General features: G+C 57.1%; 23 protein-coding genes. 5 read left to right on the top strand and 18 right to left on the bottom strand.

The window, feature by feature from the left end; translation table 11 throughout:
- Positions 1 to 78 precede the first annotated feature (78 nt).
- From glp to GGE09_RS03310, 4 genes are read right to left on the bottom strand one after another with little or no spacing between them, the layout of a single operon-like run.
- Positions 79 to 1,338, bottom strand: coding sequence for a gephyrin-like molybdotransferase Glp (gene glp / locus GGE09_RS03325; protein ID WP_309743856.1), 1,260 nt, complete (start codon positions 1,336 to 1,338; stop codon positions 79 to 81).
- A complete protein-coding gene (gene mobB / locus GGE09_RS03320; RefSeq protein ID WP_405048531.1) occupies positions 1,335 to 1,778 on the bottom strand; it encodes a molybdopterin-guanine dinucleotide biosynthesis protein B in 444 nt (147 codons plus the stop codon). Before mobB ends, glp begins: the two co-directional genes overlap by 4 nt.
- A gap of 47 nt (positions 1,779 to 1,825) precedes the next feature.
- On the bottom strand, positions 1,826 to 2,437 hold the full coding sequence (gene mobA, locus GGE09_RS03315) for a molybdenum cofactor guanylyltransferase MobA (protein WP_309743852.1): 612 nt from the start codon (positions 2,435 to 2,437) through the stop codon (positions 1,826 to 1,828).
- Positions 2,430 to 3,302, bottom strand: a complete 873-nt coding sequence (locus GGE09_RS03310) for a formate dehydrogenase accessory sulfurtransferase FdhD (protein ID WP_309743850.1) — start codon at positions 3,300 to 3,302, stop codon at positions 2,430 to 2,432. The genes mobA and GGE09_RS03310 overlap by 8 nt, the downstream gene beginning before the upstream one ends.
- A gap of 51 nt (positions 3,303 to 3,353) precedes the next feature.
- Here GGE09_RS03310 and GGE09_RS03305 point away from each other — a divergent pair, with 51 nt between their 5' ends.
- Both GGE09_RS03305 and GGE09_RS03300 read left to right on the top strand, forming a co-directional pair.
- Complete coding sequence (locus tag GGE09_RS03305; RefSeq protein WP_309743847.1) at positions 3,354 to 4,070, top strand: AzlC family ABC transporter permease; 717 nt, start codon at positions 3,354 to 3,356, stop codon at positions 4,068 to 4,070.
- Positions 4,067 to 4,396: an AzlD domain-containing protein gene (locus tag GGE09_RS03300; protein ID WP_309743846.1), complete on the top strand. Its 330-nt coding sequence runs from the start codon at positions 4,067 to 4,069 to the stop codon at positions 4,394 to 4,396. Before GGE09_RS03305 ends, GGE09_RS03300 begins: the two co-directional genes overlap by 4 nt.
- Here GGE09_RS03300 and GGE09_RS03295 read toward each other — a convergent pair.
- On the bottom strand, positions 4,393 to 4,851 hold the full coding sequence (locus tag GGE09_RS03295) for an Lrp/AsnC family transcriptional regulator (RefSeq protein WP_309743844.1): 459 nt from the start codon (positions 4,849 to 4,851) through the stop codon (positions 4,393 to 4,395). The two genes, GGE09_RS03300 and GGE09_RS03295, sit on opposite strands and share 4 nt — an antisense overlap.
- Positions 4,852 to 4,996: 145 nt before the next feature.
- On the opposite strand from GGE09_RS03295, the gene ald reads away from it, so the two are divergent.
- Complete coding sequence (ald, locus tag GGE09_RS03290) at positions 4,997 to 6,115, top strand: alanine dehydrogenase (protein WP_309743842.1); 1,119 nt, start codon at positions 4,997 to 4,999, stop codon at positions 6,113 to 6,115.
- A gap of 69 nt (positions 6,116 to 6,184) precedes the next feature.
- Here the strand turns inward: ald and mscL are convergent, their stop codons facing one another.
- From mscL to pyk, 9 genes are all read right to left on the bottom strand, one after another.
- Positions 6,185 to 6,622, bottom strand: coding sequence for a large conductance mechanosensitive channel protein MscL (gene mscL, locus GGE09_RS03285; RefSeq protein ID WP_309743840.1), 438 nt, complete (start codon positions 6,620 to 6,622; stop codon positions 6,185 to 6,187).
- Positions 6,623 to 6,760: 138 nt separating this feature from the next.
- Positions 6,761 to 7,882 (bottom strand): NAD(P)/FAD-dependent oxidoreductase, encoded by a 1,122-nt coding sequence (locus GGE09_RS03280; protein WP_309743838.1) that lies wholly within the window; start codon positions 7,880 to 7,882, stop codon positions 6,761 to 6,763.
- Between the two features lie 20 nt (positions 7,883 to 7,902).
- On the bottom strand, positions 7,903 to 9,507 hold the full coding sequence (locus tag GGE09_RS03275) for a GMC family oxidoreductase N-terminal domain-containing protein (RefSeq protein WP_309743836.1): 1,605 nt from the start codon (positions 9,505 to 9,507) through the stop codon (positions 7,903 to 7,905).
- A gap of 130 nt (positions 9,508 to 9,637) precedes the next feature.
- Positions 9,638 to 12,049, bottom strand: a complete 2,412-nt coding sequence (pheT, locus tag GGE09_RS03270) for a phenylalanine--tRNA ligase subunit beta (RefSeq protein WP_309743834.1) — start codon at positions 12,047 to 12,049, stop codon at positions 9,638 to 9,640.
- Between the two features lie 74 nt (positions 12,050 to 12,123).
- Positions 12,124 to 13,206, bottom strand: a complete 1,083-nt coding sequence (gene pheS / locus GGE09_RS03265) for a phenylalanine--tRNA ligase subunit alpha (protein WP_309743832.1) — start codon at positions 13,204 to 13,206, stop codon at positions 12,124 to 12,126.
- 182 nt (positions 13,207 to 13,388) lie between these two features.
- Entirely contained in the window at positions 13,389 to 13,751 is a 363-nt protein-coding gene (gene rplT, locus GGE09_RS03260) for a 50S ribosomal protein L20 (RefSeq protein WP_309743830.1), read from the bottom strand.
- A gap of 13 nt (positions 13,752 to 13,764) precedes the next feature.
- Positions 13,765 to 13,965, bottom strand: a complete 201-nt coding sequence (gene rpmI, locus GGE09_RS03255) for a 50S ribosomal protein L35 (RefSeq protein ID WP_309743828.1) — start codon at positions 13,963 to 13,965, stop codon at positions 13,765 to 13,767.
- 187 nt (positions 13,966 to 14,152) lie between these two features.
- Positions 14,153 to 14,374: a hypothetical protein gene (locus GGE09_RS03250; protein WP_309743826.1), complete on the bottom strand. Its 222-nt coding sequence runs from the start codon at positions 14,372 to 14,374 to the stop codon at positions 14,153 to 14,155.
- Between the two features lie 11 nt (positions 14,375 to 14,385).
- Positions 14,386 to 15,834: a pyruvate kinase gene (gene pyk, locus GGE09_RS03245; RefSeq protein WP_309743824.1), complete on the bottom strand. Its 1,449-nt coding sequence runs from the start codon at positions 15,832 to 15,834 to the stop codon at positions 14,386 to 14,388.
- 171 nt (positions 15,835 to 16,005) lie between these two features.
- Here pyk and GGE09_RS03240 point away from each other — a divergent pair, with 171 nt between their 5' ends.
- Both GGE09_RS03240 and GGE09_RS03235 read left to right on the top strand, forming a co-directional pair.
- Complete coding sequence (locus tag GGE09_RS03240; RefSeq protein ID WP_309743822.1) at positions 16,006 to 16,758, top strand: N-formylglutamate amidohydrolase; 753 nt, start codon at positions 16,006 to 16,008, stop codon at positions 16,756 to 16,758.
- Position 16,759: 1 nt separating this feature from the next.
- On the top strand, positions 16,760 to 17,053 hold the full coding sequence (locus GGE09_RS03235; protein ID WP_309743820.1) for a DUF1244 domain-containing protein: 294 nt from the start codon (positions 16,760 to 16,762) through the stop codon (positions 17,051 to 17,053).
- A gap of 101 nt (positions 17,054 to 17,154) precedes the next feature.
- On the opposite strand, the gene GGE09_RS03230 is transcribed toward GGE09_RS03235, so the two are convergent.
- The 4 genes from GGE09_RS03230 to dgcN form a co-directional block, all read right to left on the bottom strand.
- Complete coding sequence (locus tag GGE09_RS03230) at positions 17,155 to 18,003, bottom strand: D-amino-acid transaminase (RefSeq protein ID WP_309743818.1); 849 nt, start codon at positions 18,001 to 18,003, stop codon at positions 17,155 to 17,157.
- A 46-nt stretch (positions 18,004 to 18,049) separates the two neighbouring features.
- The gene (locus tag GGE09_RS03225; protein ID WP_309743816.1) at positions 18,050 to 18,778 is read right to left on the bottom strand and encodes a hypothetical protein; all 729 of its coding nucleotides are present in this window, start codon (positions 18,776 to 18,778) and stop codon (positions 18,050 to 18,052) included.
- A gap of 11 nt (positions 18,779 to 18,789) precedes the next feature.
- Entirely contained in the window at positions 18,790 to 19,758 is a 969-nt protein-coding gene (dgcA, locus tag GGE09_RS03220; protein WP_309743814.1) for an N-acetyl-D-Glu racemase DgcA, read from the bottom strand.
- A 77-nt stretch (positions 19,759 to 19,835) separates the two neighbouring features.
- On the bottom strand, positions 19,836 to 20,837 hold the full coding sequence (gene dgcN / locus GGE09_RS03215; RefSeq protein ID WP_309743812.1) for an N-acetyltransferase DgcN: 1,002 nt from the start codon (positions 20,835 to 20,837) through the stop codon (positions 19,836 to 19,838).
- Positions 20,838 to 20,962 lie beyond the last annotated feature (125 nt).

The raw sequence follows: 20,962 nt of genomic DNA, 5'->3' as shown, positions 1-20,962 counted from the left end.
CAAATCACAAACCAACCATCGGCTTTTTTTTTTCAAATATCCAATCCCTGATGCCGCACCAATAACAGGCGTTTCAGCTTAAACCCCAAAAGCCCCATAGGGATAAAACATCACCCGATCCCCGTGGTCGATCTCCTGCGCGCCATCGCCAAGCTCGACCAGCCCTTCGGCCCAGCTCAATCCCGAAATTCGCCCCGATCCCTCAGAGCGGAACACCTCAACCAAACCGTCCCGCACCCGCGCCCGCAAATACTCGCGCCGACCCGCTTTTTTGCGTTTGTGAAACCCCGCAGGCAGTTCAAACCCTTGTGGTGCAGACCACCCCGCCCCCGCCAACACACCCAGCGCAGGGCGGGCGAAAACCAAGGTACAGACCAAAGCGGCGACAGGGTTTCCTGGCAGACCGAACACCGGAATACCCTGCCAGAGCGCCAGCGCCAAAGGCCGCCCCGGCTTCATCGCAATCCGCCAGTTTTGCAGATTACCCTGTGCGCCTAATACCGCCGAAACATGATCCTCATCCCCCGCCGAGGCCCCGCCGCTGGTCAGGATCACATCCGCCGATGCCGCGCCTTGATCCAAGGCCGCAGCGACCAGTTCCGCGTCATCAGCCACCTTCCCCAGATCAATGGCCTCAAATCCCCAAGTGCGGATCAGGTCCAACAACATCGGGCGATTGGCGTCATAGATTTGCGACGGCCCAGCACTGCCAGCATTAATATCCACGACTTCATCGCCTGTGGAGAACACCGCCACCCGCAGTTTTTGATGCACAGACACCTCTGCCACCCCGACAGAGGCCAACAGCGCCAAATCCTGTGGTCGCAGCCGATGCCCCGCCGCCAGCACGCCTGCCCCAGCCCCCAAATCCTCGCCCGCATTGCGCGTATTGGCGCGGTGTTTCAGGCCAGCCCGAAAGGCGAGTTTATCGCCCTCAACGCTGCAGTCTTCTTCGAGAACCACCGTGTCCACGCCTTCGGGCAGGGCCGCCCCCGTCAGAATGCGAAGCGCCTGACCTGCGGGTAAAACCCCGTCAAACGGCGCGCCAGCAGCAGAGCGTCCTGTGGCCAAAGGCAGGGTGCAAACCGCGCCTTCGGGCAAGGTTTCAAAGGCAAACCCGTAACCATCCACTGCGGAATTTGCGTAGGGCGGGTTTGCGCGCGCGGCCACCACATCCTGCGCCAGAATCCTGCCGCCCGCCTGTGCCAGCGGCAGGGTCTCTGCCCCCGTGACGCTGTGCAAACGAGCTCGCAACTGGGCCAGCGCACTGTCAACAGGGGTCCAATCCACGCCAGCCGGCATGGCAAAACAATCGTCTTTCAGCGGAGGAGGCTTCATGACAATCCCACTTTTTCCAGAATAAACGCCGCCACAGCCTTGGTGTCATCCAACCCCAGCACAGGACGGTCCAAATCCAGCGCCACATCGCTGGCAACCGCCATGATAGACGCATCGTCCCGCGCCAGCAAAGGCTTGCCAGTTTCCGCGCGGTGGCATTCCAGCTTGGCGTGACTTTCGGTTTTGAACCCTTCGATCAGCACCAGATCAACAGGCGTCAGCTTGGCCAACAACTCTGTCAACGGAGGTTCTGATTCATCGCGCAATTCATGCATCAAGGCCCAGCGATTGCCTGAACACAGCAGCACTTCTTGCGCACCCGCTGCGCGGTGGCGATAGCTGTCGCGGCCCTCATGATCCACGTCAAAGGTGTGATGGGCGTGTTTCACCGTCGAAACCGTCAGCCCCCGCCCGGTGAAATCGGTGACCAGACGTTCCATCAAGCCGGTTTTTCCGGTGTTCTTCCAGCCGGTTATGCCAAAAACCTTCACAGATCATACTCCGCAACCATGGCTTCGGCTTTGGCCAGATCCGCAGGGGTATTGACGTTGAAAAACGGGTCAAACGGGCTGGCGGCGAACTCCACATGCACGCAGCCGCGCGGCTGGGTCCATTGCACCACCTTGCGCAGACCGTCGTTGAGCGCCGCCCGCAGTTCCGTACGCGCAGCCACAGGCCACAGCCCGAAAGTAGGATGCCGCGCCTGCCCCCGCTCTGGATCAGGCGTCACCGCCATTGCCAGATCAGCCCCCGATGCCAACAAACGTTCTACCAGATCGGTCGGGAAAAACGGCGTATCCGCGGCCACGGTCACGATATGGCTGGCCCCCGCATTCGCCGCCCAATCCATGCCTGCCAGAACTCCTGCCAAAGGTCCTGCAAAACCTGCGATACTGTCAGGTTCCACCGGCAGGCCAAGCCCGTCAAAGCGATCCGCATCGCCGTTTGCGTTCAGGATCACAGAACCCACTTGCCGCTGAAGGCGCACCCGCACACGGCCCACAAGTGACACTCCGCCCAGCGCCAACAATCCCTTATCGCCACCGCCCATGCGCGACGACAGGCCGCCAGCAAGGATCACACCTACGGGTTCAATCATCTTTGGACCTTCGCTTTCCTGTATCATCGGCCACTGCATCCAGATCGGCATCCCAGATCAGCCGATCCGCACCGCTAAGGCACATAAACCGTTTGCCCCGCATCCGCCCGATCAGGGTCAACCCCACCGTTTGGGCGATTTCCACCCCCCAAGCCGTAAAGCCAGAGCGGGACGCCAAAACGGGAATCCCCATCAGCGCGCATTTTATCACCATTTCCGACGTCAGACGCCCCGTGGTGTACATAATCTTATCCCCCGCCGTTGCCTTTTCAGACAGCATCCACCCCGCGATTTTATCCACCGCATTGTGGCGGCCCACGTCTTCCATATAGACCAGCGGGCGGTCTTCTTGGCACAGGACAGACCCGTGAATCGCCCCCGCCGCCAGATACAGGCTTGGCGTTTGGTTGATCTGATGGGCAAGGGAGTAAAGCCAGCTTGTGCGCACTTGCACCTGTGGCAAAACCACCTGATCCAGACCCTCCATCATATCGCCAAAAACTGTACCCACCGCACACCCACTGGTGCGGGTCTTTTTCTTCAGCTTTTCTTCGTAAACCGTACCGCCATCCGTACGCACCACGACAGTTTCCAGTTCTTCGTCGAAATCAACACCCAGAACGGTTTCGTCCAGCGCCAACATGCCCTGATTCCGCAAAAACCCCAACGCCAGATATTCGGGATAGTCGCCAATGGTCATAGCGGTGACAATTTCCTGACCGTTCAGAAAGATCGTCAGGGGCCGTTCCTCGACCACGGAAATATCCTGCACAGCGCCCGTGTGATCGCGCCCCGTCACAACCCGCGTCAACCCATCACCACCGGTGCTGGGGCCTATCAAATATTTTGAACTGATTTCAGTCATCTAGCATTTGCCACTTGTGCGGAACTCCCTTACTGGTCCCACAGTAACATCATGACTTCAAAACAAACCATATCCAAATCCGCCTTCTGGGCAGGCTATCGCGACTGCGCCCCGTTTATTTTGGTTGCAGCGCCGTTTGCCATGCTTTTCGGCGTGGCCGCAACCGAACTGGGCATGTCGCTGGTGCAAACCATGACGATGACCGTGATGGTGATCGCAGGAGCGGCGCAATTCACCGCCCTGATCCTGCTGCAAGACCACGCCCCGACCCTGATCGTCATTGTCACAGCCCTTGCGGTGAACCTGCGAATGGCGATGTATGCAGCGGCACTGGTGCCTTATCTTGGCAAAGCCTCGCCGGGGATGAAGCTGTTGGTGGCCTATTTCAACATGGATCAGACCTTTGGTCTGGCCAGCACCCGCTATCCTGTTGAACCGGACTGGAGTGTGCGGGACAGGTTCCTGTATTTTATCGGTGCCGCCCTGTCGATCACCCCCTTCTGGGTAACGTTTTCCTTTATCGGCGCGGCCTTTGGCGCGGCGATCCCGCCTGAATTCTCGCTCGATTTTGCGATGCCGATCTGTTTTCTCGCCATTATAGCGCCAGCCCTGCGCAGCCTGCCCCATATTCTGGCGGCGGGGGCCTCGGTTATTTGTGCGCTGGCGTTTAGCTGGATTCCGTTTTCCCTTGGCCTGATCGTCGCGGCAATCATCGCGATGCTGGTGGGCGCACAGGCGGAACTCTGGCTGGAGCGGCGCAAGAAATGACCGTTGATCCGACACAAATCTGGCTTGTCATCATCGGTCTGGCCATAGGAACGTTCTTCATCCGCTGGTCCTTTCTGGGCCTGCTTGGCGATCGTGAACTGCCCGAATGGGCGCTGCGCCACCTGCGCTACACGGCTGTGGCCATCCTGCCCGGCCTGATCGCACCGCTGATCCTGTGGCCATCTGCAACGGGCGGCAATACCGATCCCGCCCGCCTGATCGCAGCACTTGTGGCCTTTGCCGTTGGCACATGGCGCAAATCGGCGATTGCGACGATTTTCAGCGGATTGGTCACGCTCTACGCGCTGCAATACCTGCTGGCCTAAAGCGGCAGCGCCGTGGTTTTGAACACGGTGCGCAGGGCAAAACTGGACTGCAATTGCGCCACCCCTGGCAAGCGCGCCAGATACTGGCGATGAATACGGGCGTAATCATCCGTGTCCGCCGCAACCACCTTTAACAGGTAATCCGCCGTTCCCGCCATCAAATGACATTCCAGCACATCAGGTACGCGGGCGACTTCCCGTTCAAAGGCAGCCAGAGTTTCATCGGCCTGCCCGCTGAGCGAAATCTCTACAAAAACGGTGGTGCGCCGCCCCACGGCACGAGGGTCCAGCATGGCCACATAGTTCTTGATCACCCCGTCCGTTTCCAGCCGCTGTACACGACGATGACAGGCCGAGGCCGACAGATTGATCTTATCCGCCAGCTCTGAATTGGACATGCGTCCGCTCTTTTGCAGCGCATTCAGGATTCGACGGTCTATTTCATCAAGTTTCATAAAATTCGAAGGCTTCTCTGTTTATGGCGGCTTTCTTAGAGGATTATTCGAAAAACCATCCGAAATACACAAGAGATTGATTTCAACGAATTTATTTTTTGCTTAATAATTGGGCATCTCTAACCGCCAACCTAAGGATCTCTTCATGTTAATCGGGTGCCCTAAAGAAATCAAAAATCAGGAATATCGTGTCGGCGTAACCCCTTCTGCCGCACTTGAAGCCATTGCACGGGGGCATTCGGTTATCGTCCAGACCATGGCAGGTGCAGGCGCTGGGTTTCCAGATGACGCCTATGCGGCTGTTGGTGCAGAAATTGTGGATACTGCCGAAGAGATTTTTGCCCGCGCGGAAATGATCGTCAAAGTGAAAGAGCCCCAGCCCGTTGAACGCAAACAACTGCGCGAAGGGCAGATCCTGTACACCTATCTGCATCTTGCGCCCGATCCCGAACAGACCAAAGACCTGCTGGACAGCGGCGTCACTGCCATCGCCTATGAAACCGTCACCGACAACAAAGGCGGCCTGCCCCTGCTGGCCCCCATGTCCGAGGTTGCGGGCCGGTTGGCACCGCAAACCGGATCATGGGCCTTGCAAAAAGCCAATGGCGGCAGCGGAGTTCTGCTGGGCGGTGTTCCAGGTGTGCGCCCCGCCAATATCGCAATCGTCGGGGGTGGCGTTGTGGGCACAGCGGCGGCCCGTGTGGCTGTAGGTATGGGCGCGAATGTAACGGTGCTGGATCGTTCTATCGCGCGGCTGTCGTATCTGGACGATGTGTTTATGGGGCGCCTGACCACGCAATATTCTGACAAAGGCGCGATGGTTGATCTGTTGCCGACTATGGATATGGTCATTGGTGCGGTTTTGATTCCGGGGGCTGCTGCGCCTAAGCTGATCAGCCGCGACCAATTGGGCCTGATGAAACCGGGGTCGGTGCTGGTGGATGTGGCCATTGACCAAGGCGGGTGTTTTGAAACCTCAAAGGCCACCACCCATGATGAACCGATCTATGATGTGGACGGCATCGTGCATTACTGCGTCGCCAATATGCCGGGCGCTGTAGCCCGCACATCCACCATCGCGCTTGGCAATGCCACCATGCCCTTCATGATGGCGCTGGCCAACAAAGGTTGGCGGCAAGCCTGCGAAGACGATGAGAACCTGTTGAACGGGTTGAACACCCACGCGGGCAAACTGACCTATTATGCTGTGGGCAAAGCCCTTGGCATGGATGTCATGTCCCCCAAAATGGCGCTAAAAGTCTAACGCCCCCTGACCGCAGACATAAAAAACCCGCCTGCAAAGGCGGGTTTTTCCGTTCACGCGCCAAGGCTTTTAGGATTTGGCAAGCGAGTCGCGGATTTCCAAAAGCACTTCCAATTCGGTTGGGCCTGCTGGAGCAACCGCCTCTTCGACCACAGCCTCTTCTTTTGCGGTCGCCTCTTTGGCTTTGTTCACAGCACGCACCAGTTGGAACACCACAAAGGCAATGATCAAAAAGTTGATCACAGCCATAATGAAAGAGCCATAAGCAAAGGTTGCCGCCCCAGCCTCGCGTGCATCGGCCAGACTGGCATAAGCTGTGCCGTCGCCGTTCAGAACCACGAATTTATTGGTAAAATCTACGCCGCCCATAAACAGCCCGATGATCGGGTTGATCAGGTCATCGACCATAGATTTCACGATTGCGGTAAATGCAGCACCGATGATGATACCAACGGCCATATCCATCACATTACCTTTGGCAATGAAGTCCTTAAATTCTTTCAGCATGGTGTCCCCCTAAATGCTGTTTTAAAATCTGCCGTTTGTCGGCGTGGGTGTAGTATCTTGCAAAAAGAGGCGAAAAAACAAGGTTAACTTATGGGAAACCCGCTGTTTGGTTTGGGTTTTCATCCGGATTATCCGGTTTCAGCTGCGGCCAGCCCCGTTCAACTGCGCCGCCACGACCTGCGCAATGGCCAAGGATGCCGTCAGCCCCGGACTTTCCATCCCGAACAATTGCACTAGCCCTTTGATCCCGTGATCGGCGGCAGTGGAAAACACAAAATCCGATTGCACCCCCCCGTCGTTCAGCACGCGTGGTCTGATGCCACAACTGTCAGGCCGCATCGCGCCCGCAGGTAAATCCGGCCACCAGCGCCGCACGCTCTGTTCAAACCGCGCTGCCTGTTTGTCGTCCAGACTGTAATCCACACGTGGCGGATCAAGGTAGCGCAAATCGGGGCCAAACCGGAATCCGCCGCCCGTATCGCGCACGTAATGCACCCCAAGGCTTTCATCATCGGGAACCGGATAGATCAACCGCTGGAATGGCGCGGCCCCTGAAACAGAAAACCAACTGCCCTTGGCGTAAGACTGGTTCGGCACGGCCGTGGCAGGCAACCCCGCGATCCCGCGCGCCACATCCCACGCCCCCAACCCCGCCGCATTGACCAGATTGCGGCATTTCAACTGCGTTCCGTCAGCGTCACCAATATGCAAAATAAATCCGCTGTCCGTCGGGAAAACCCGTTCCAACGGCGCCCCAAGCGCCAAAGAAGCGCCAGCGGACTCGGCCTCTCCTAACAGGGACAGGATAAAGGCGGGGGCATCGACGATCCCCGTGCTCGGCGACAGAAGTGCGCCGTGACAGGCCAGTGCAGGCTCCATCGCTGCCGCAGCTGCCGCGCTGATCTGGTGCAGGTCCCCCACGCCGTTGGCCGCCGCGTTTTCCATCAATCGCGGCAGTTTCGCCAGCTGGGACGCATCGGTTGCAACAATCAGCTTTTGGGTGTTTTCGAACGGCACATGACGGTCTGCGCAATAGTCATAGAGCATCCGCTTACCCGCCACACACAACCGCGCCCGCCATGACCCCTGCGGGTAGTAGATGCCCGCGTGAATAACCTGACTGTTGCGCGAAGATGTGTGCTGTGCGATGCGGGTCTCTGCCTCTAGCACCAGCACCTCTTGGCCCGCGCGTGCCAAGTGTCGGGCCACCGCCAAGCCAATGACACCCGCGCCCACGACAACCGTTTCAATTTCGTCCATAGCGCCCCTTTTATGGCAAGTTAAGCCATCACACCAACCATGCCAGCCGCAATCTTTTCGGCAATCATCACTGTGGGCGCATTGGTATTGCCCCCCACCAGACGCGGCATGACCGAGGCATCCACAACCCGCAACCCCGTTACACCCTGCACGCGGCACTCGGGATCTACAACCGCCAGATCGTCCTGCCCCATCTTGCAGGTGCCCACCGGATGATAGATCGTATCCGCGCGGTTTCGAATATCTGCCTCCAGCGCCGCATCGCTGCCGTCATGGGCGTACAGCCGCTTACCACGCCAAGGAGCCAAAGGGGCGGACTCCATGATTTGGTCCAACAATCGCGCGCCTGCTTTTAGCGCCGCCAGATCATCGGGATGGCTTAGGTACTTCGGGTCAATCAACGGGGCGGAACTGGCCCGCCCGTCCTGCAACCCCACCCGCCCACGACTTTTGGGGCGCAGCACACAGACATGACAGGAATACCCGTCCCGCAGATGGATCGTGCGCATGTGATTATCGACGATCCCCGGTACAAAATGCAGTTGCAAATCAGGGCGATCGAGCGTCGGGTCACTGCGCAAAAAGCCAGCACCCTCGGCAAAGGGGGTGGCAAACATGCCGCTGCCATCGCGTCGCCATTGCAGTGCGGCTTTGGTCAGACGCACCAGCCCCGCAGGGTTCAGCCCGATCACGTCATCCCGCTTGGAATGATGACTGACGATGTAATCCAGATGGTCTTGCAGGTTCTGCCCGACCCCGTTCAACTCGTGGGTAATGGCAATGCCGTTAGCGCGGAGCTCTTTAACGGGGCCAATGCCTGACAGCATCAACAATTGCGGGGAATGCAGCGCACCACCGCACAGCAAAACCTCGCGTCGTGCCTTGACTTGCAGGATGCCACGGCGGGCGTATTCCACCCCTGTGGCCCGTCCGTTTTCGAAAACAACCCGCTGCGCCCGCGCCCCTGTGACCACCGTTAAATTGGGCCGCTTCATCACCGGAAACAGATAGGCGGAGGCGACCGAGCAGCGCTCTCCCCGCTGTTTTCCGCTATGGTGCTGGGTGACTTGATACAGGCCCACGCCTTCTTGCCTTGGGCCGTTGAAATCATCGTTCCGTACAATCTGCGCCGCCTCTGCCGCTTCAAGAAATGCGGATGTGATCGCGCGGGGCTCCGACTGGTCGCCCACTTGCAATGGCCCTTTGTCGCCATGCAGGTCGGACGCGCCACGCTGGTTGCCCTCGGCCTTCAGGAAATAGGGCAGGACGCTGTTCCAGTCCCACCCCTCGCAACCCAGATCAGCCCATTCGTCGTAGTCTTTGTGATGCCCGCGCACGTATAACATAGCGTTGATCGCGCTTGACCCGCCCAGCGCCTTGCCACGGGGCTGAAATCCGCGACGGTAGTTCAGTTCTTTTTGCGGCTCTGTGTGCAGCGCCCAATTGTGAATTGGTGGCCGCCCTGAAATCGTGGCCGCCACCATCGCGGGTGCACGAATGAAAATGCTATTGCCCCCGCCCCCCGCCTCTAGCAAACAAACGGAAACCTTTGGATCGGCGCTTAACCGATTGGCCATGACGCAGCCCGCAGAGCCGCCCCCCACGATCACGTAATCAAAGTCCATGTCATCCTCCCAGAATCACCTTGATCCTAGAAGCCATCTTGCGAAACGCAACTTTAACGGCGCGCCATAAAACAAAGGCCCGAACATGAGTTCAGGCCTTTGACGGGAATTTATCACATGAAAACAAGGTTTAGCCGCGCAGAACGCCGCCTGTGGCCTTGCTGACCTTTTCGATAATCTTGGCGGAAACAGCCTCGATGTCTTTATCGGTCAGGGTTGTGTCTTTGGGTTGCAAGCGCACTGTGATCGCCACAGATTTCTTGCCCGCCCCCATTTGCGATTCCGCTTTGGCGCCGCTGAACAGATCAAACACAGACGCATCGACAATCAGCGCCTTATCCGCGCCTTTGGCGGCATTCAGCAGGGTCAAAGCCTCTACCTTATCGTCCACAACAAAGGCGAAATCCCGATCAACCGCTTGCAGATCAGAGAAGTTCAAAGCCGTGCGCGTGGTGGATTTGTTTTTTGGGAACGGCGGCTTGGCAATATGAACCGCAAAGGCCACGGCGGGGCCTTTAACGCCCATCGCTTTCAACACCTTGGGGTGGATTTCTCCAAAGCCTGCCAGCACGTTCTTTGGCCCAAGCGACAGCTTACCCGAGCGCCCTGGGTGCCACCACGTATTTGCACCGCGCAGCACCATCAGCTTGTCGGGCGCACCGATGGCGGACAAGACAGCCTCGGCATCCGATTTGGCGTCATAAGCATCCACCGCACGCCGCGCGCCGTAAGGGTCGCGCGGGCCAGTGTGCCCCACCAGCAGGCCGGTTGCCAGAACCTCTTGCTCTTCAGGCTCGCCGCCGTGAAACACAGGGCCGACCTCGAACAGGGCCATATCGGCGATGCCGCGGGCCTGATTGCGCGCTGCGGCGGCCAATAGCCCCGGCAGCAAAGACGGGCGCATGTGGCTAAGATCCGCGCTGATCGGATTGGCCAGCATCACCGCATCCGAACCACCGCCGAACAGTTCGGCGCTGGCTTTATCCACGAAGGAATAGGTCACACATTCATTGTACCCCAGCGCCGCAACCGTGCGCCGCGCCGTCGATTCCCGCTTTTGCATCGGTGTCAGGATAGATTTGCTAACACCTGCATTCAGGCGACGTAAAGGTTTTGGTTCCAGCTTGGTCAGGGACGCAATCCGCGCCACTTCTTCCACCAGATCGGCCGAGCCCAGAACATCAGGGCGCCATGTGGGTGGGGTGACTTGATCGCCCTCCACCACAAAACCCAGCGATTCCAAAGTGGCCACTTGGGTCGCGGCAGGGATTTCCATCCCCACCAAAGACTGCACGCGGTCTGTGTCCAGCTTGTACTGGCGCGACACGTCAGGCACCGCCCCTGCAATCACCAGTTCAGAGGCTTCACCCCCGCAGTGATCCAAAATCATCTGCACCGCATGATCCACACCATCCGGCGTGAACGCAGGGTCTACGCCCCGTTCAAAACGGAAGCGCGCATCCGATGTGATCTTTAACTTGCGGCCCGCAATAGCGATTTCTTTGGGTGTCCAATAGGCGCTTTCCACAAACACATTCACGGTATCATCGGTACACCCCGTAACCGCGCCGCCCATGATACCCGCAATACTTTCCGCGCCATTGTCGTCGGAAATCATCATCATCCCAGCGTCAAAGGCATATTCCTTATCGTCGAGCGCCATGATCGTTTCGCCCCCTTGGGCGCGATGCACCCGCAGGTTTCCAGCCACTTTATCCGCATCAAAAACATGCAACGGACGGTTCTGATCCATGGTGAAAAAATTGGTCACATCCACCAACATGGAAATCGGACGCAGGCCCACAGCCTTGAGCAGGGATTTCAACCAATCCGGGGACGGGCCGTTTTTCACGCCTTTGATCACGCGACCATAAAACACCGGACAGCCCGCAAGCGTGTCTCCGTCGATGGACACGGAAATCGGGCTGGCAAAGCCGCCTTTGATTTCAGGGGTCGGGCAAGGTTTCAACGTACCAAGCCCGCGCGCCGCCAAATCCCGCGCAATGCCCCGCACGCCCAGCGCGTCAGGGCGGTTCGGGGTGATCGCGATTTCAATCATCGTGTCAATCTTTTCAGGCGCATTCACCGCCAGCCAATCCACGAATTTCGAACCGACAGCAGGCTCTCCCGTCAGTTCGATAATACCGTCATGCTCTTCGGACAGCTCCAACTCTCGCTCCGAAGCCATCATCCCGAAGCTTTCGATGCCACGGATTTTACCAACGCCAATGGTCGTATCAATCCCCGGCACATACATGCCCGGCTTACACAGAACCACCCTAATACCCGCCCGCGCATTGGGCGCGCCGCAAATGATCTGCTGCATGCCGTCGTCGGTTTCCACCTGACAGACCCGCAATTTATCCGCATCCGGATGCTTTTCCGCCTCTTTGACAAAAGCGACCGTGAAATCCTTCAGCTTGTCCAGAGGGTTCACGACATCTTCCACTTCCAACCCCAAATCGGTCAGCGCGTAAAGAATGTCATCCAACGAAGCATCTGTGTCCAGATGGTGTTTCAGCCAAGACAGTGTGAATTTCATAGGTCTATCGTCCGTATATCAGCGCCCCGCCCAAATATCCCAAAGCGGGTCAAAATTAAAAGTGCCAAGCGGCTTTAGCGGTTCACGCCGCCATGAATGCTGGGCTGGTCAAGGCATGAAAACCCGTAGTGGCGCAGCCAGCGCAGGTCGCTGTCAAAAAACGCGCGTAGATCGGGGATACCGTATTTCAGCATGGCCAGACGGTCGATGCCCATGCCAAAGGCAAAACCTTGCCAGTCGTCAGGGTTCACCCCTGCCGCGTTCAACACATTTGGATGCACCATACCGGACCCCAGCACTTCCATCCAGCCGTCACCTTCACCGATGCGCAGTTGTCCATCGACCCAGGAACACTGGATATCCACCTCGGCAGAGGGTTCGGTGAACGGAAAATGGGACGCGCGAAAACGGGTTTTGATCCCGTCCAGATCAAAGAAGGCTGCAAAGAATTCTTCCAGAACCCATTTCAGGTTGGCCATGGAGATATCTTTGTCGATCGCCAGACCTTCAAGCTGGTGGAACATCGGCGTATGGGTCTGGTCATAGTCGGCGCGGTAAACTCGGCCAGGCGCAATGATGCGACAAGGCGCGCCGTGTTTTTCCATGTGGCGGATTTGCACAGGACTGGTGTGCGTGCGCAACACATGCGGAGGGCGCTCGTCGCCCTCACCGCGGTTCATGTAAAACGTGTCATGTTCTTGACGCGAAGGATGCTCTGGCGCGATATTCAACGCATCAAAGTTATACCAGTCGCTTTCAATCTGCGGCCCTTCGGCCACGGCAAATCCCAGATCGGCGAAAATCGCGATCACTTCTTCGCTTACTTGTGACACCGGATGGATTGTACCTTCGCGCCGTGGACGCCCTGCCAGCGACACGTCAATCCATTCCGCCTGCAAACGTTCATTCAGCGAGGCATCTTCCAAGGCCTCTTTCTTGGCCGCCAAAGCCGAGTTGATCTCGGTCTTCAGCGCGTTCAGCGCGGGGCCCGCAACCTGCCGTTCCTCGGCGGTCATCTTGCCCAATTCGCGCATCTTCAAGGACACTTCGCCCTTTTTGCCAACAGCGGCCAAACGCAAATCTTCCAGCGCGGATTCATCCGTCGCCGCTGCGATTCCACCAAGGTATTTTGCCTTAACAGCGTCTAAACCGTCCATCGACTTTATCCTTCAAACTTTCGCCGCATGGCTACCATATCACGCCGCTTTTGCAACCCGACATCAGGTTTCCATTTTCGCCAAATATCCCCGCCAGTGGCCCCAATTCCAACCCCCAGCCCAACAAAAAAGCCCCACACCATCGGTGCAGGGCTTTTGAATTCTCAAAACCGAATGGCGATTTAGGCCATTGCACCTTTGGCTTGGTCAACAATCGCGTTAAACGCATCTGGTTCATGAACGGCCAGATCAGCCAGAACCTTACGGTCAACTTCGATGCCAGCCAGCGACAGGCCGTTGATAAACTTCGAATATGTCAAAGCTTCGTCATGGGCACGCACAGCCGCGTTGATCCGTTGGATCCACAATGCACGGAAATTCCGTTTGCGGTTCTTCCGGTCGCGTGTTGCGTATTGGTTTGCTTTATCGACAGCTTGTGTAGCTGTGCGGAAAGCGGTTGAACGACGGCCATAGTAGCCTTTTGCCGCTTTAATGACTTTACGATGACGGGCGTGGGACGCTGCGCCCCCTTTTACACGTGACATGGTTCAGATCTCCTTAGCGCGCGTATGGCATGTATGATTTCACGATATTCTCATCCGCTTTGCACAGTACGTTTGTACCGCGTGCATTCCGGATAAACTTGCGTGAGCGTTTGATCATACCATGACGTTTGCCAGCTTGGGCCGCCACAACACGGCCAGAGGCCGTCACTTTGAAGCGCTTCTTCGCGCTTGATTTGGTCTTCATCTTGGGCATTTCCGTCTCCAGTCTAGAAGTTGGTCGGACACGCGACTCGGCAGCCCTTCGGCCGGACGCGCGGTGAATGTCGGCTTTTAGGGGCAGCCCGCCCGCTTTGCAAGCACAAAGCACCGATCAATTTGCGCACCGACCATCAAAGACCGTCAGAAAGGTCACAGAGTGATCGGTGCGATGGGACAGGCCCCTATTTCCACTCTGCCAGCATACGATAAACCGCGCTGGTCAGGTCACTTGATGTCAATGTCTGACCCGATAAAAACCAGGCCCAAATAACCAGCCCGATCCCCGCCAAGGTTCCAATCATCCCGAAAAGCGGCGACCGCTTTTCCACCATCGCGTTGGTCACGCCCACCAGCCCTAACAGAATCAGAACCGTGCCGCTTACCAGTTGATAATCATAAGGCATGCACGCAGTTCCTAGTCTTCTTCGCTACCAAAGATCAGTTTTTCTTCAACTGGCGCAACACGCAAGATATTTGTGGATCCGGGTTGGTTAAACGGAACCCCCGCTGTGACCACAATCATATCGGTGTCTTGGGCAAACCCATAGTTCCGCGCCGCACGGGCCGCGCTGACCACGGCCATTTTAAACCGGCCAACTTCGCTGGTTTGCACGCAATGCAGCCCCCAAACCAGCGTCAACTTGCGGGCGGTATTAACCAGCGGTGTCAGCGCCAGAATCGGCACTTGAGGGCGCTCGCGGGCGGCCAACATGGCTGTGGTGCCCGAATGGGTGAAACAACAAATTGCTTTAATATCCGTTGTTTCCGCAACCTCGCGGGCTGCCACGGTAATCGCCTCTGCGACCGAGGTCCGCGACGCCGTGCGCGACGCTTCAAGGATTTGACGGAAGGTCGGATCCAACTCAACCTCTTCAGCCACATTGTTCATGGTGCGCACAGCTTCAACCGGATAAGCCCCAGCCGCGGATTCAGCAGATAACATCACCGCATCCGCACCTTCATAAATGGCAGCCGCCACATCAGACACTTCGGCACGGGTCGGCAGCGGTGCCGTGATCATGCTTTCCATCATCTGTGTCGCCACAATCACCGGCTTACCGACAGACCGACAGCGCCGTACCAGACGTTTCTGGATCGGCGGCACCTGACTGACAGGCAGTTCAACCCCCAGATCGCCCCGCGCCACCATGATCCCGTCACTTACTTCCAAAATCTGCTCAAACGACTTCACAGCCGCCGGCTTTTCAATCTTGGATATCAACGAGGCACGCCCCGCCGCCAGTTCACGGGCTTCCAGCACATCCTCGGGACGCTGCACAAAAGACAGCGCCAACCAATCCACACCCAATTCACAAACGAATTCCAGATCGGCGCGATCTTTTTCAGACAGGGCTGCCAAAGGCAGCACAACATCAGGCACGTTCACGCCCTTGCGGTTGGAAATTTGCCCGCCCACCGTCACTTCGCATGTGGCATGATCCGCGCCACATTCCGTAACCTTCAGGCTGATTTTTCCGTCATTGACCAACAGGGTCGATCCGACCTCTAAGGCTTCAAAAATCTCGGTATGGGGCAAACACACACGGGTCGCATCCCCTGGTGTTTCATCCAGATCAAAGCGGAAGGACGCGCCTTCAACCAGATTTTCCCCGTCACTATTGGCAAACACACCACAGCGCAGCTTAGGCCCTTGCAAATCGGCCAAAATACCGATCGGACGGCCCAAATCCCGCTCGATATCGCGGATTGTCTGGTGTTTTTCCCGAATTTCTTCATGCGAGCCATGGCTCATGTTCAAACGGAACACATCGGCCCCGGCCTCGAACAAGGCCCGAATGACGTCATAGGTCTCTGATGCCGGACCCAATGTTGCTACAATCTTTACGCTTCTCATCCGTCGCATTATATTTCCTCTTTCTTTGCGCATCTTCTATAGCAGGTTGAAATTCCATGTCTGCTCAAATCCACACCCCAAATCCATATCGAAAAAGCCCATCCTGCTCTGGCACTTTGGGCGCAGCCCGCGTATTTCTCGATTCAAACCAATATCGGGCACATTATCGGGCAACTGTATATGACTTATTATCCTTTTGTAACAACCGGCGAAAACCGCGGGGCGAATGTGATCGTAATCTGCGATCATGCCGCCAATACGGTGCCCGCAGAGATCGCAGACGGCGATCTAGGTCTGCCAGCGGCGGATATGGATCGCCACATCGCCTATGATATTGGCGCTGCGGGGGTTTCCAACCATCTGGGGATGCTGCTGGATGCGCCGGTGATCTGCTCCAACTTTTCACGTCTGGTGATTGACCCGAACCGGGGTGCGGATGATCCCACCCTGTTGATGCGACTCTATGACGGCACGCTGATCCCCGCCAACCGCCACGCAGATGCGACCGATCTGGAACAGCGTATGGCCCTGTGCCACCGCCCCTATCACAGCGAACTGGCGCGACTGGTCGCCAAAAAACACCGCCCCGTGCTGATTTCCGTCCACAGCTTTACACCCCAATTACGCGGCCGCCCGCCCCGCCCGTGGCAGATCGGCATCTTGTCCAACGATGACCGCCGCCTGTCCGACCCACTGCTTGCGGAACTGGCCCAAGACACGCGCTTCACCACGGGCGATAACGTGCCTTACACGGGCTACCTGCAAGGCGACACGATGGACCAACACGCCTTGCAAAACGGTCTGCTGCACACATTGATTGAACTGCGCCAAGACCTGATCGCCAGCGTTCAGGGCCAACAGGACTGGGCAGAACACCTTGCCCCGCATCTAGAATCAGCCATATCAAAGGCAACCACATCAAAGGACATCTGACATGGACGCCCAAACAAAACTGGAAATCGAAGCCGCCGCCTTTCGCCGCCTGCAACAGCACCTGATGCAAGACCGCCCCGATGCGCAAAACATCGACATGATGAATCTCGCAGGATTTTGCCGCAACTGCCTGTCCCGCTGGTACCAAGAGGCCGCAAATGAACGGGGCATCCAAATGGACAAAGCCCAAGCCCGCGAAGTCTTTTACGGCATGCCCTTTGACGACTGGAAAGCCAAACACCAGACCGAAGCAACGCCAGACCAACAAGCCGCCTTCAAAGAAAGCCACGGCTAAAGCAAAACAACCGCCTGCCAAAACAGACGGTTGTTCCCATTTTCCCAGTCTTCAATGTTCCTCAAATACTCAAAGAAACATCGAAATCACCCGCAGCGCGATCAGATCGCCCGCTTGCGGCTTTCATCAATGTAAATCTCGCGCAGACGCTTGGACACGGCTCCAGGTTTACCCTCGCCGATCTCTACACCATCCACCTTGACCACAGGCATCACAAAGGTCGAGGCCGAGGAGATAAACGCCTCATCCGCATCGCGGGCTTCATCGGGGGTAAAGTTACGCTCTTCGATTTCCATCTGCGCTTCGGCAGCATATTTCAGCAAAGACGCCCGCGTGATCCCGTGCAAAATATCCGAAGACAACCCGCGTGTGATGATCTTATTGCCTTTGACGATATAGGCGTTGTTGGACGACCCTTCAGTGATAAACCCGTCTTCCACCAACCAAGCATCATCCGCACCCGCCGCTTTGGCCATCATTTTACACATGGACGGATACAACAGCTGCACGGTTTTAATGTCGCGACGGCCCCAACGAATGTCATCGGCAAAAATTACCGAGATCCCGTTTTGCGCCGCAGGGGTATCCAGCAAGGGCTTTGACTGGGTGAACAGAACCAGCGTCGGCTTGGCGTCTTTGGGGAATACAAAATCCCGATCCGCAGCCCCACGGGTGATCTGCAAATAGACGCCGCCCTGATCCACATCATTGCGCTTTACCAGCTCGCGGTGAATTTCCAGCAGGTCATCAAATCCTTCAGGCTTGTCCATATCCAATTCGGACAAAGACCGCTCCAGCCGTTTCAAATGCCCGTCAAATTCCAGCAGCTTGCCGTCCAGAACCGAGGTCACTTCGTAGACACCATCGGCCATCAAAAACCCACGGTCAAAGATGGAAACCTTGGCTTCGTTTTCGGGCAGATATTCCCCGTTCAGATACACAGTGCGCATTATATTTTCTCCATTTGGGGCCGCGAGTGGCCCCGTCTTTCGTGTTCTAACAAAATTGTATCGCAGCACCAGTGGCAAGTGAACGGGCGCAGGCCGCACGCAAAACAACGCAACTGTGCGCCGCGATGGGTTGGGCGTGCCATATGGGCGCAGAAGGGTTGCGGTCAGGGGATTCAACCCGTTCCATTAGCAACGGGTCATCAGGGGCCAGATCTACTGGTATCTGCAAATGATCTGCCAAGGCGTTCATTTCGGTTTCCAGCCGCATCACCGACCCCAAAGGCCATAGATGCGCAGTTTCATCGGTTGTTTTCTTCGGCACCAAAGGCGTTTCAAAAGCTACGGGCACGTAATATCCATCGCAGTCGGAATGTACGATCAAATGGATAAACGGTGGCAGTTTGGGCTTTTCCTTGGTTTTGAAAATGCTGCGCAAAGCCCGCCCCACAAGGGTAAAATTACCCTTGCCCGATACATGTTCCAGAAAGGTTTTTACCAGTTCATCCGATTGGGTGGTGTCTTTGCCATCCAGCAACAGGTTGCGCGGAATGTCCAAACCCGCATGCACAAAGCCAGCCGCTTCGCGCAGGGCGTGCAACCCGCTGTAGCCAAAAAAATGCGCTGACCAAACATCGCAATCGGTTGGCTCGCCATGGGCCGACAGGCTCTTGGCGGCCAAAACATCATTGATCGCCAGAAAATCGCCCGCCACTTCGGGCAAAAATTCGGGATCATGTTCCGCCACATCCGACAGAACTCCAACCCTAACTGTCAAGCCCACGGGCCTTAGCCCCACAATCCGACAGAGGGTCCGTGGACGCCAAACTCGTCAAAGAACAACGGTTCGGGGCGATCTTGCGCCAGCAACAGCGGCCCGTCCAAATCGGTCACAGCCGCGCCTTGGGCCACCAAAGTCGCAGGGGCCATCGCCAGCGACGAGCCGACCATACAGCCCACCATCACCTTATACCCGGCCGCCAAGGACGCATCACGCAGGCGCAAAGCCTCGGTCAGGCCGCCGGTTTTATCCAGCTTGATATTGGCCATGTCATATTTCCCCGCCAGATGGGGCAAAGAGGCGGAATCGTGACAGCTTTCATCCGCACAAACCGGCAGCACCCGTTCCAGTTCCAGCAACGCATCATCCGCCCCTGCTGGCAGGGGTTGCTCCACCATTTCAACGCCCAAACGCACCAGCACAGGGGCGAGGGTCTGATACAATTCAGGCGTCCAACCTTCATTCGCATCCACGATGATACGGGCGTCTTTGGCCCCGCGACGCACCGCTTCTATCCGCGCAACATCTTCTTCGCCGCCACCAAGTTTGGTTTTCAACAGCGGGCGGAAAGCGTTTTCAGCGGCTTGCACCTGCATCTTTTCGGGGGTGTCCAGCGACAGGGTATAGGCGGTGATTTCGGGCTTTGGCGCAGGCAGGCCTGCCAGTTCCCACACCCGTTTTCCGGCCTGTTTTGCCTGCAAATCCCACAGCGCACAGTCCACCGCATTGCGTGCCGCCCCTGCTGGCAGCAGATCCAGCAAAGTCTCGCGATCAAATGCGCCTGACAGGCCGTTGATCTGATCTGTCACACTTTCCAGCGTTTCACCGTAGCGCGCATAGGGCACACATTCGCCCCAGCCTGTCACCCCTTTGTCCGAAATCCGCACTGTCAGAACCTTGGCTTCTGTGCGCGATCCCCGCGCGATGGTAAAGACTTGCGCGAGTTTGAAAATATCAGGGGTTACAGTGATTTCCACAGGGGGTTCCTTTCGGTGACCGCCCCGGATCAAGCCCGGGGCCGTCAGGTATTGGGTTCAAGTAATCGGTGCTGTGATTAAGCAGCGTCCAGCGCGTCAACCAAGCGTGCCGCACCATGGCGGAAAGGGTCAACCGTTGGCAAGCCCATCTCGGCCTCAACCTTCGCCAGATAGGCGTTGGCCTCATCCTCGGACATATGCTGCGTGTTCACCGAAATACCGACAACTTTACAGTCGGGATTGGCCACTTGGGCCAGCGGCAAAGCCGTATCGCGCAAAGTTGCAAGGCTCGGTTGCTGATATTCTGGCAGGCCGCGCATATGGGTGCGAGTAGGTTCGTGACACAGGATCAGCGCATCAGGCTGACCGCCATGCACCAGCGCCATTGTCACACCGGAATAAGACACGTGAAACAGCGAGCCTTGGCCCTCGATCAGGTCCCAATGGTCTGCGTCATTGTCAGGTGTCAGATATTCAACAGAACCCGCCATGAAATCGGCAATCACAGCATCCAGCGGCACACCGTGGCCAGTGATCAGGATACCCGTCTGGCCTGTGGCACGGAATGTGGCTTTCATGCCCCGTTCCAGCATTTCCCGCTCCATCGCGATGCCGGTGTACATTTTACCGACCGAGCAATCGGTGCCAACTGCCAGGCAACGTTTGCCAGTGCGTTTTTTGCCGTTTGCGATGGGATATTGCACCGTTGGAATCCGCACATCATGCAGGGTGCGCCCATTGGCTTTGGCAGCGGCCACCAGTTCAGGTTCGGCGCGCAACAAATTGTGCAAACCGCTGGCGATATCCATGCCTGCGTTCAGCGCCTCGACCAGCACTTCTTTCCACGCCGCAGAAATAATCCCGCCGCGATTGGCCACGCCGATCACCAGCGTTTTACAGCCTGCGTCCACGGCCTCGGCAATGGTCAGGTCGGGCAAGCCCATGTCGGCCTTACAGCCGTCCATGCGGAACTGGCCCAAAGACGCCTCGGGGCGCCAGTCTTTGATACCTTGCGCAACTTTCGCAGCCAGGCCATCGGGCGCATCGCCCAAGAACAACAAATACGGTGTTTCGATCATAGCGGTCTTCCTTCGAATCTATCGCGCAAAACTTACGCGAAATCGCGGGGAATTAAATTGGTTAATTCGGCGCGAGAGCCACCATCTTAGCAACTATCTTCGACAAATAATCCATCCTCTCGAAT

The sequence above is a fragment of the Roseobacter sp. N2S genome, from assembly GCF_031454055.1.
Taxonomy (GTDB): domain Bacteria; phylum Pseudomonadota; class Alphaproteobacteria; order Rhodobacterales; family Rhodobacteraceae; genus Amylibacter.
Note: the sequence above shows the minus strand (reverse complement) of the source record. Positions and strands in the feature narration are given on the sequence as shown.

Coding starts and splice junctions, on each gene's coding strand:
- glp (WP_309743856.1), bottom strand. CDS start 1,338: ATGAAGCCTCCTCCGCTGAAAGACGATTGTTTTGCCATGCCGGCTGGC.
- mobB (WP_405048531.1), bottom strand. CDS start 1,778: ATGGAACGTCTGGTCACCGATTTCACCGGGCGGGGGCTGACGGTTTCG.
- mobA (WP_309743852.1), bottom strand. CDS start 2,437: ATGATTGAACCCGTAGGTGTGATCCTTGCTGGCGGCCTGTCGTCGCGC.
- GGE09_RS03310 (WP_309743850.1), bottom strand. CDS start 3,302: ATGACTGAAATCAGTTCAAAATATTTGATAGGCCCCAGCACCGGTGGT.
- GGE09_RS03305 (WP_309743847.1), top strand. CDS start 3,354: ATGACTTCAAAACAAACCATATCCAAATCCGCCTTCTGGGCAGGCTAT.
- GGE09_RS03300 (WP_309743846.1), top strand. CDS start 4,067: ATGACCGTTGATCCGACACAAATCTGGCTTGTCATCATCGGTCTGGCC.
- GGE09_RS03295 (WP_309743844.1), bottom strand. CDS start 4,851: ATGAAACTTGATGAAATAGACCGTCGAATCCTGAATGCGCTGCAAAAG.
- ald (WP_309743842.1), top strand. CDS start 4,997: ATGTTAATCGGGTGCCCTAAAGAAATCAAAAATCAGGAATATCGTGTC.
- mscL (WP_309743840.1), bottom strand. CDS start 6,622: ATGCTGAAAGAATTTAAGGACTTCATTGCCAAAGGTAATGTGATGGAT.
- GGE09_RS03280 (WP_309743838.1), bottom strand. CDS start 7,882: ATGGACGAAATTGAAACGGTTGTCGTGGGCGCGGGTGTCATTGGCTTG.
- GGE09_RS03275 (WP_309743836.1), bottom strand. CDS start 9,507: ATGGACTTTGATTACGTGATCGTGGGGGGCGGCTCTGCGGGCTGCGTC.
- pheT (WP_309743834.1), bottom strand. CDS start 12,049: ATGAAATTCACACTGTCTTGGCTGAAACACCATCTGGACACAGATGCT.
- pheS (WP_309743832.1), bottom strand. CDS start 13,206: ATGGACGGTTTAGACGCTGTTAAGGCAAAATACCTTGGTGGAATCGCA.
- rplT (WP_309743830.1), bottom strand. CDS start 13,751: ATGTCACGTGTAAAAGGGGGCGCAGCGTCCCACGCCCGTCATCGTAAA.
- rpmI (WP_309743828.1), bottom strand. CDS start 13,965: ATGCCCAAGATGAAGACCAAATCAAGCGCGAAGAAGCGCTTCAAAGTG.
- GGE09_RS03250 (WP_309743826.1), bottom strand. CDS start 14,374: ATGCCTTATGATTATCAACTGGTAAGCGGCACGGTTCTGATTCTGTTA.
- pyk (WP_309743824.1), bottom strand. CDS start 15,834: ATGCGACGGATGAGAAGCGTAAAGATTGTAGCAACATTGGGTCCGGCA.
- GGE09_RS03240 (WP_309743822.1), top strand. CDS start 16,006: ATGACTTATTATCCTTTTGTAACAACCGGCGAAAACCGCGGGGCGAAT.
- GGE09_RS03235 (WP_309743820.1), top strand. CDS start 16,760: ATGGACGCCCAAACAAAACTGGAAATCGAAGCCGCCGCCTTTCGCCGC.
- GGE09_RS03230 (WP_309743818.1), bottom strand. CDS start 18,003: ATGCGCACTGTGTATCTGAACGGGGAATATCTGCCCGAAAACGAAGCC.
- dgcN (WP_309743812.1), bottom strand. CDS start 20,837: ATGATCGAAACACCGTATTTGTTGTTCTTGGGCGATGCGCCCGATGGC.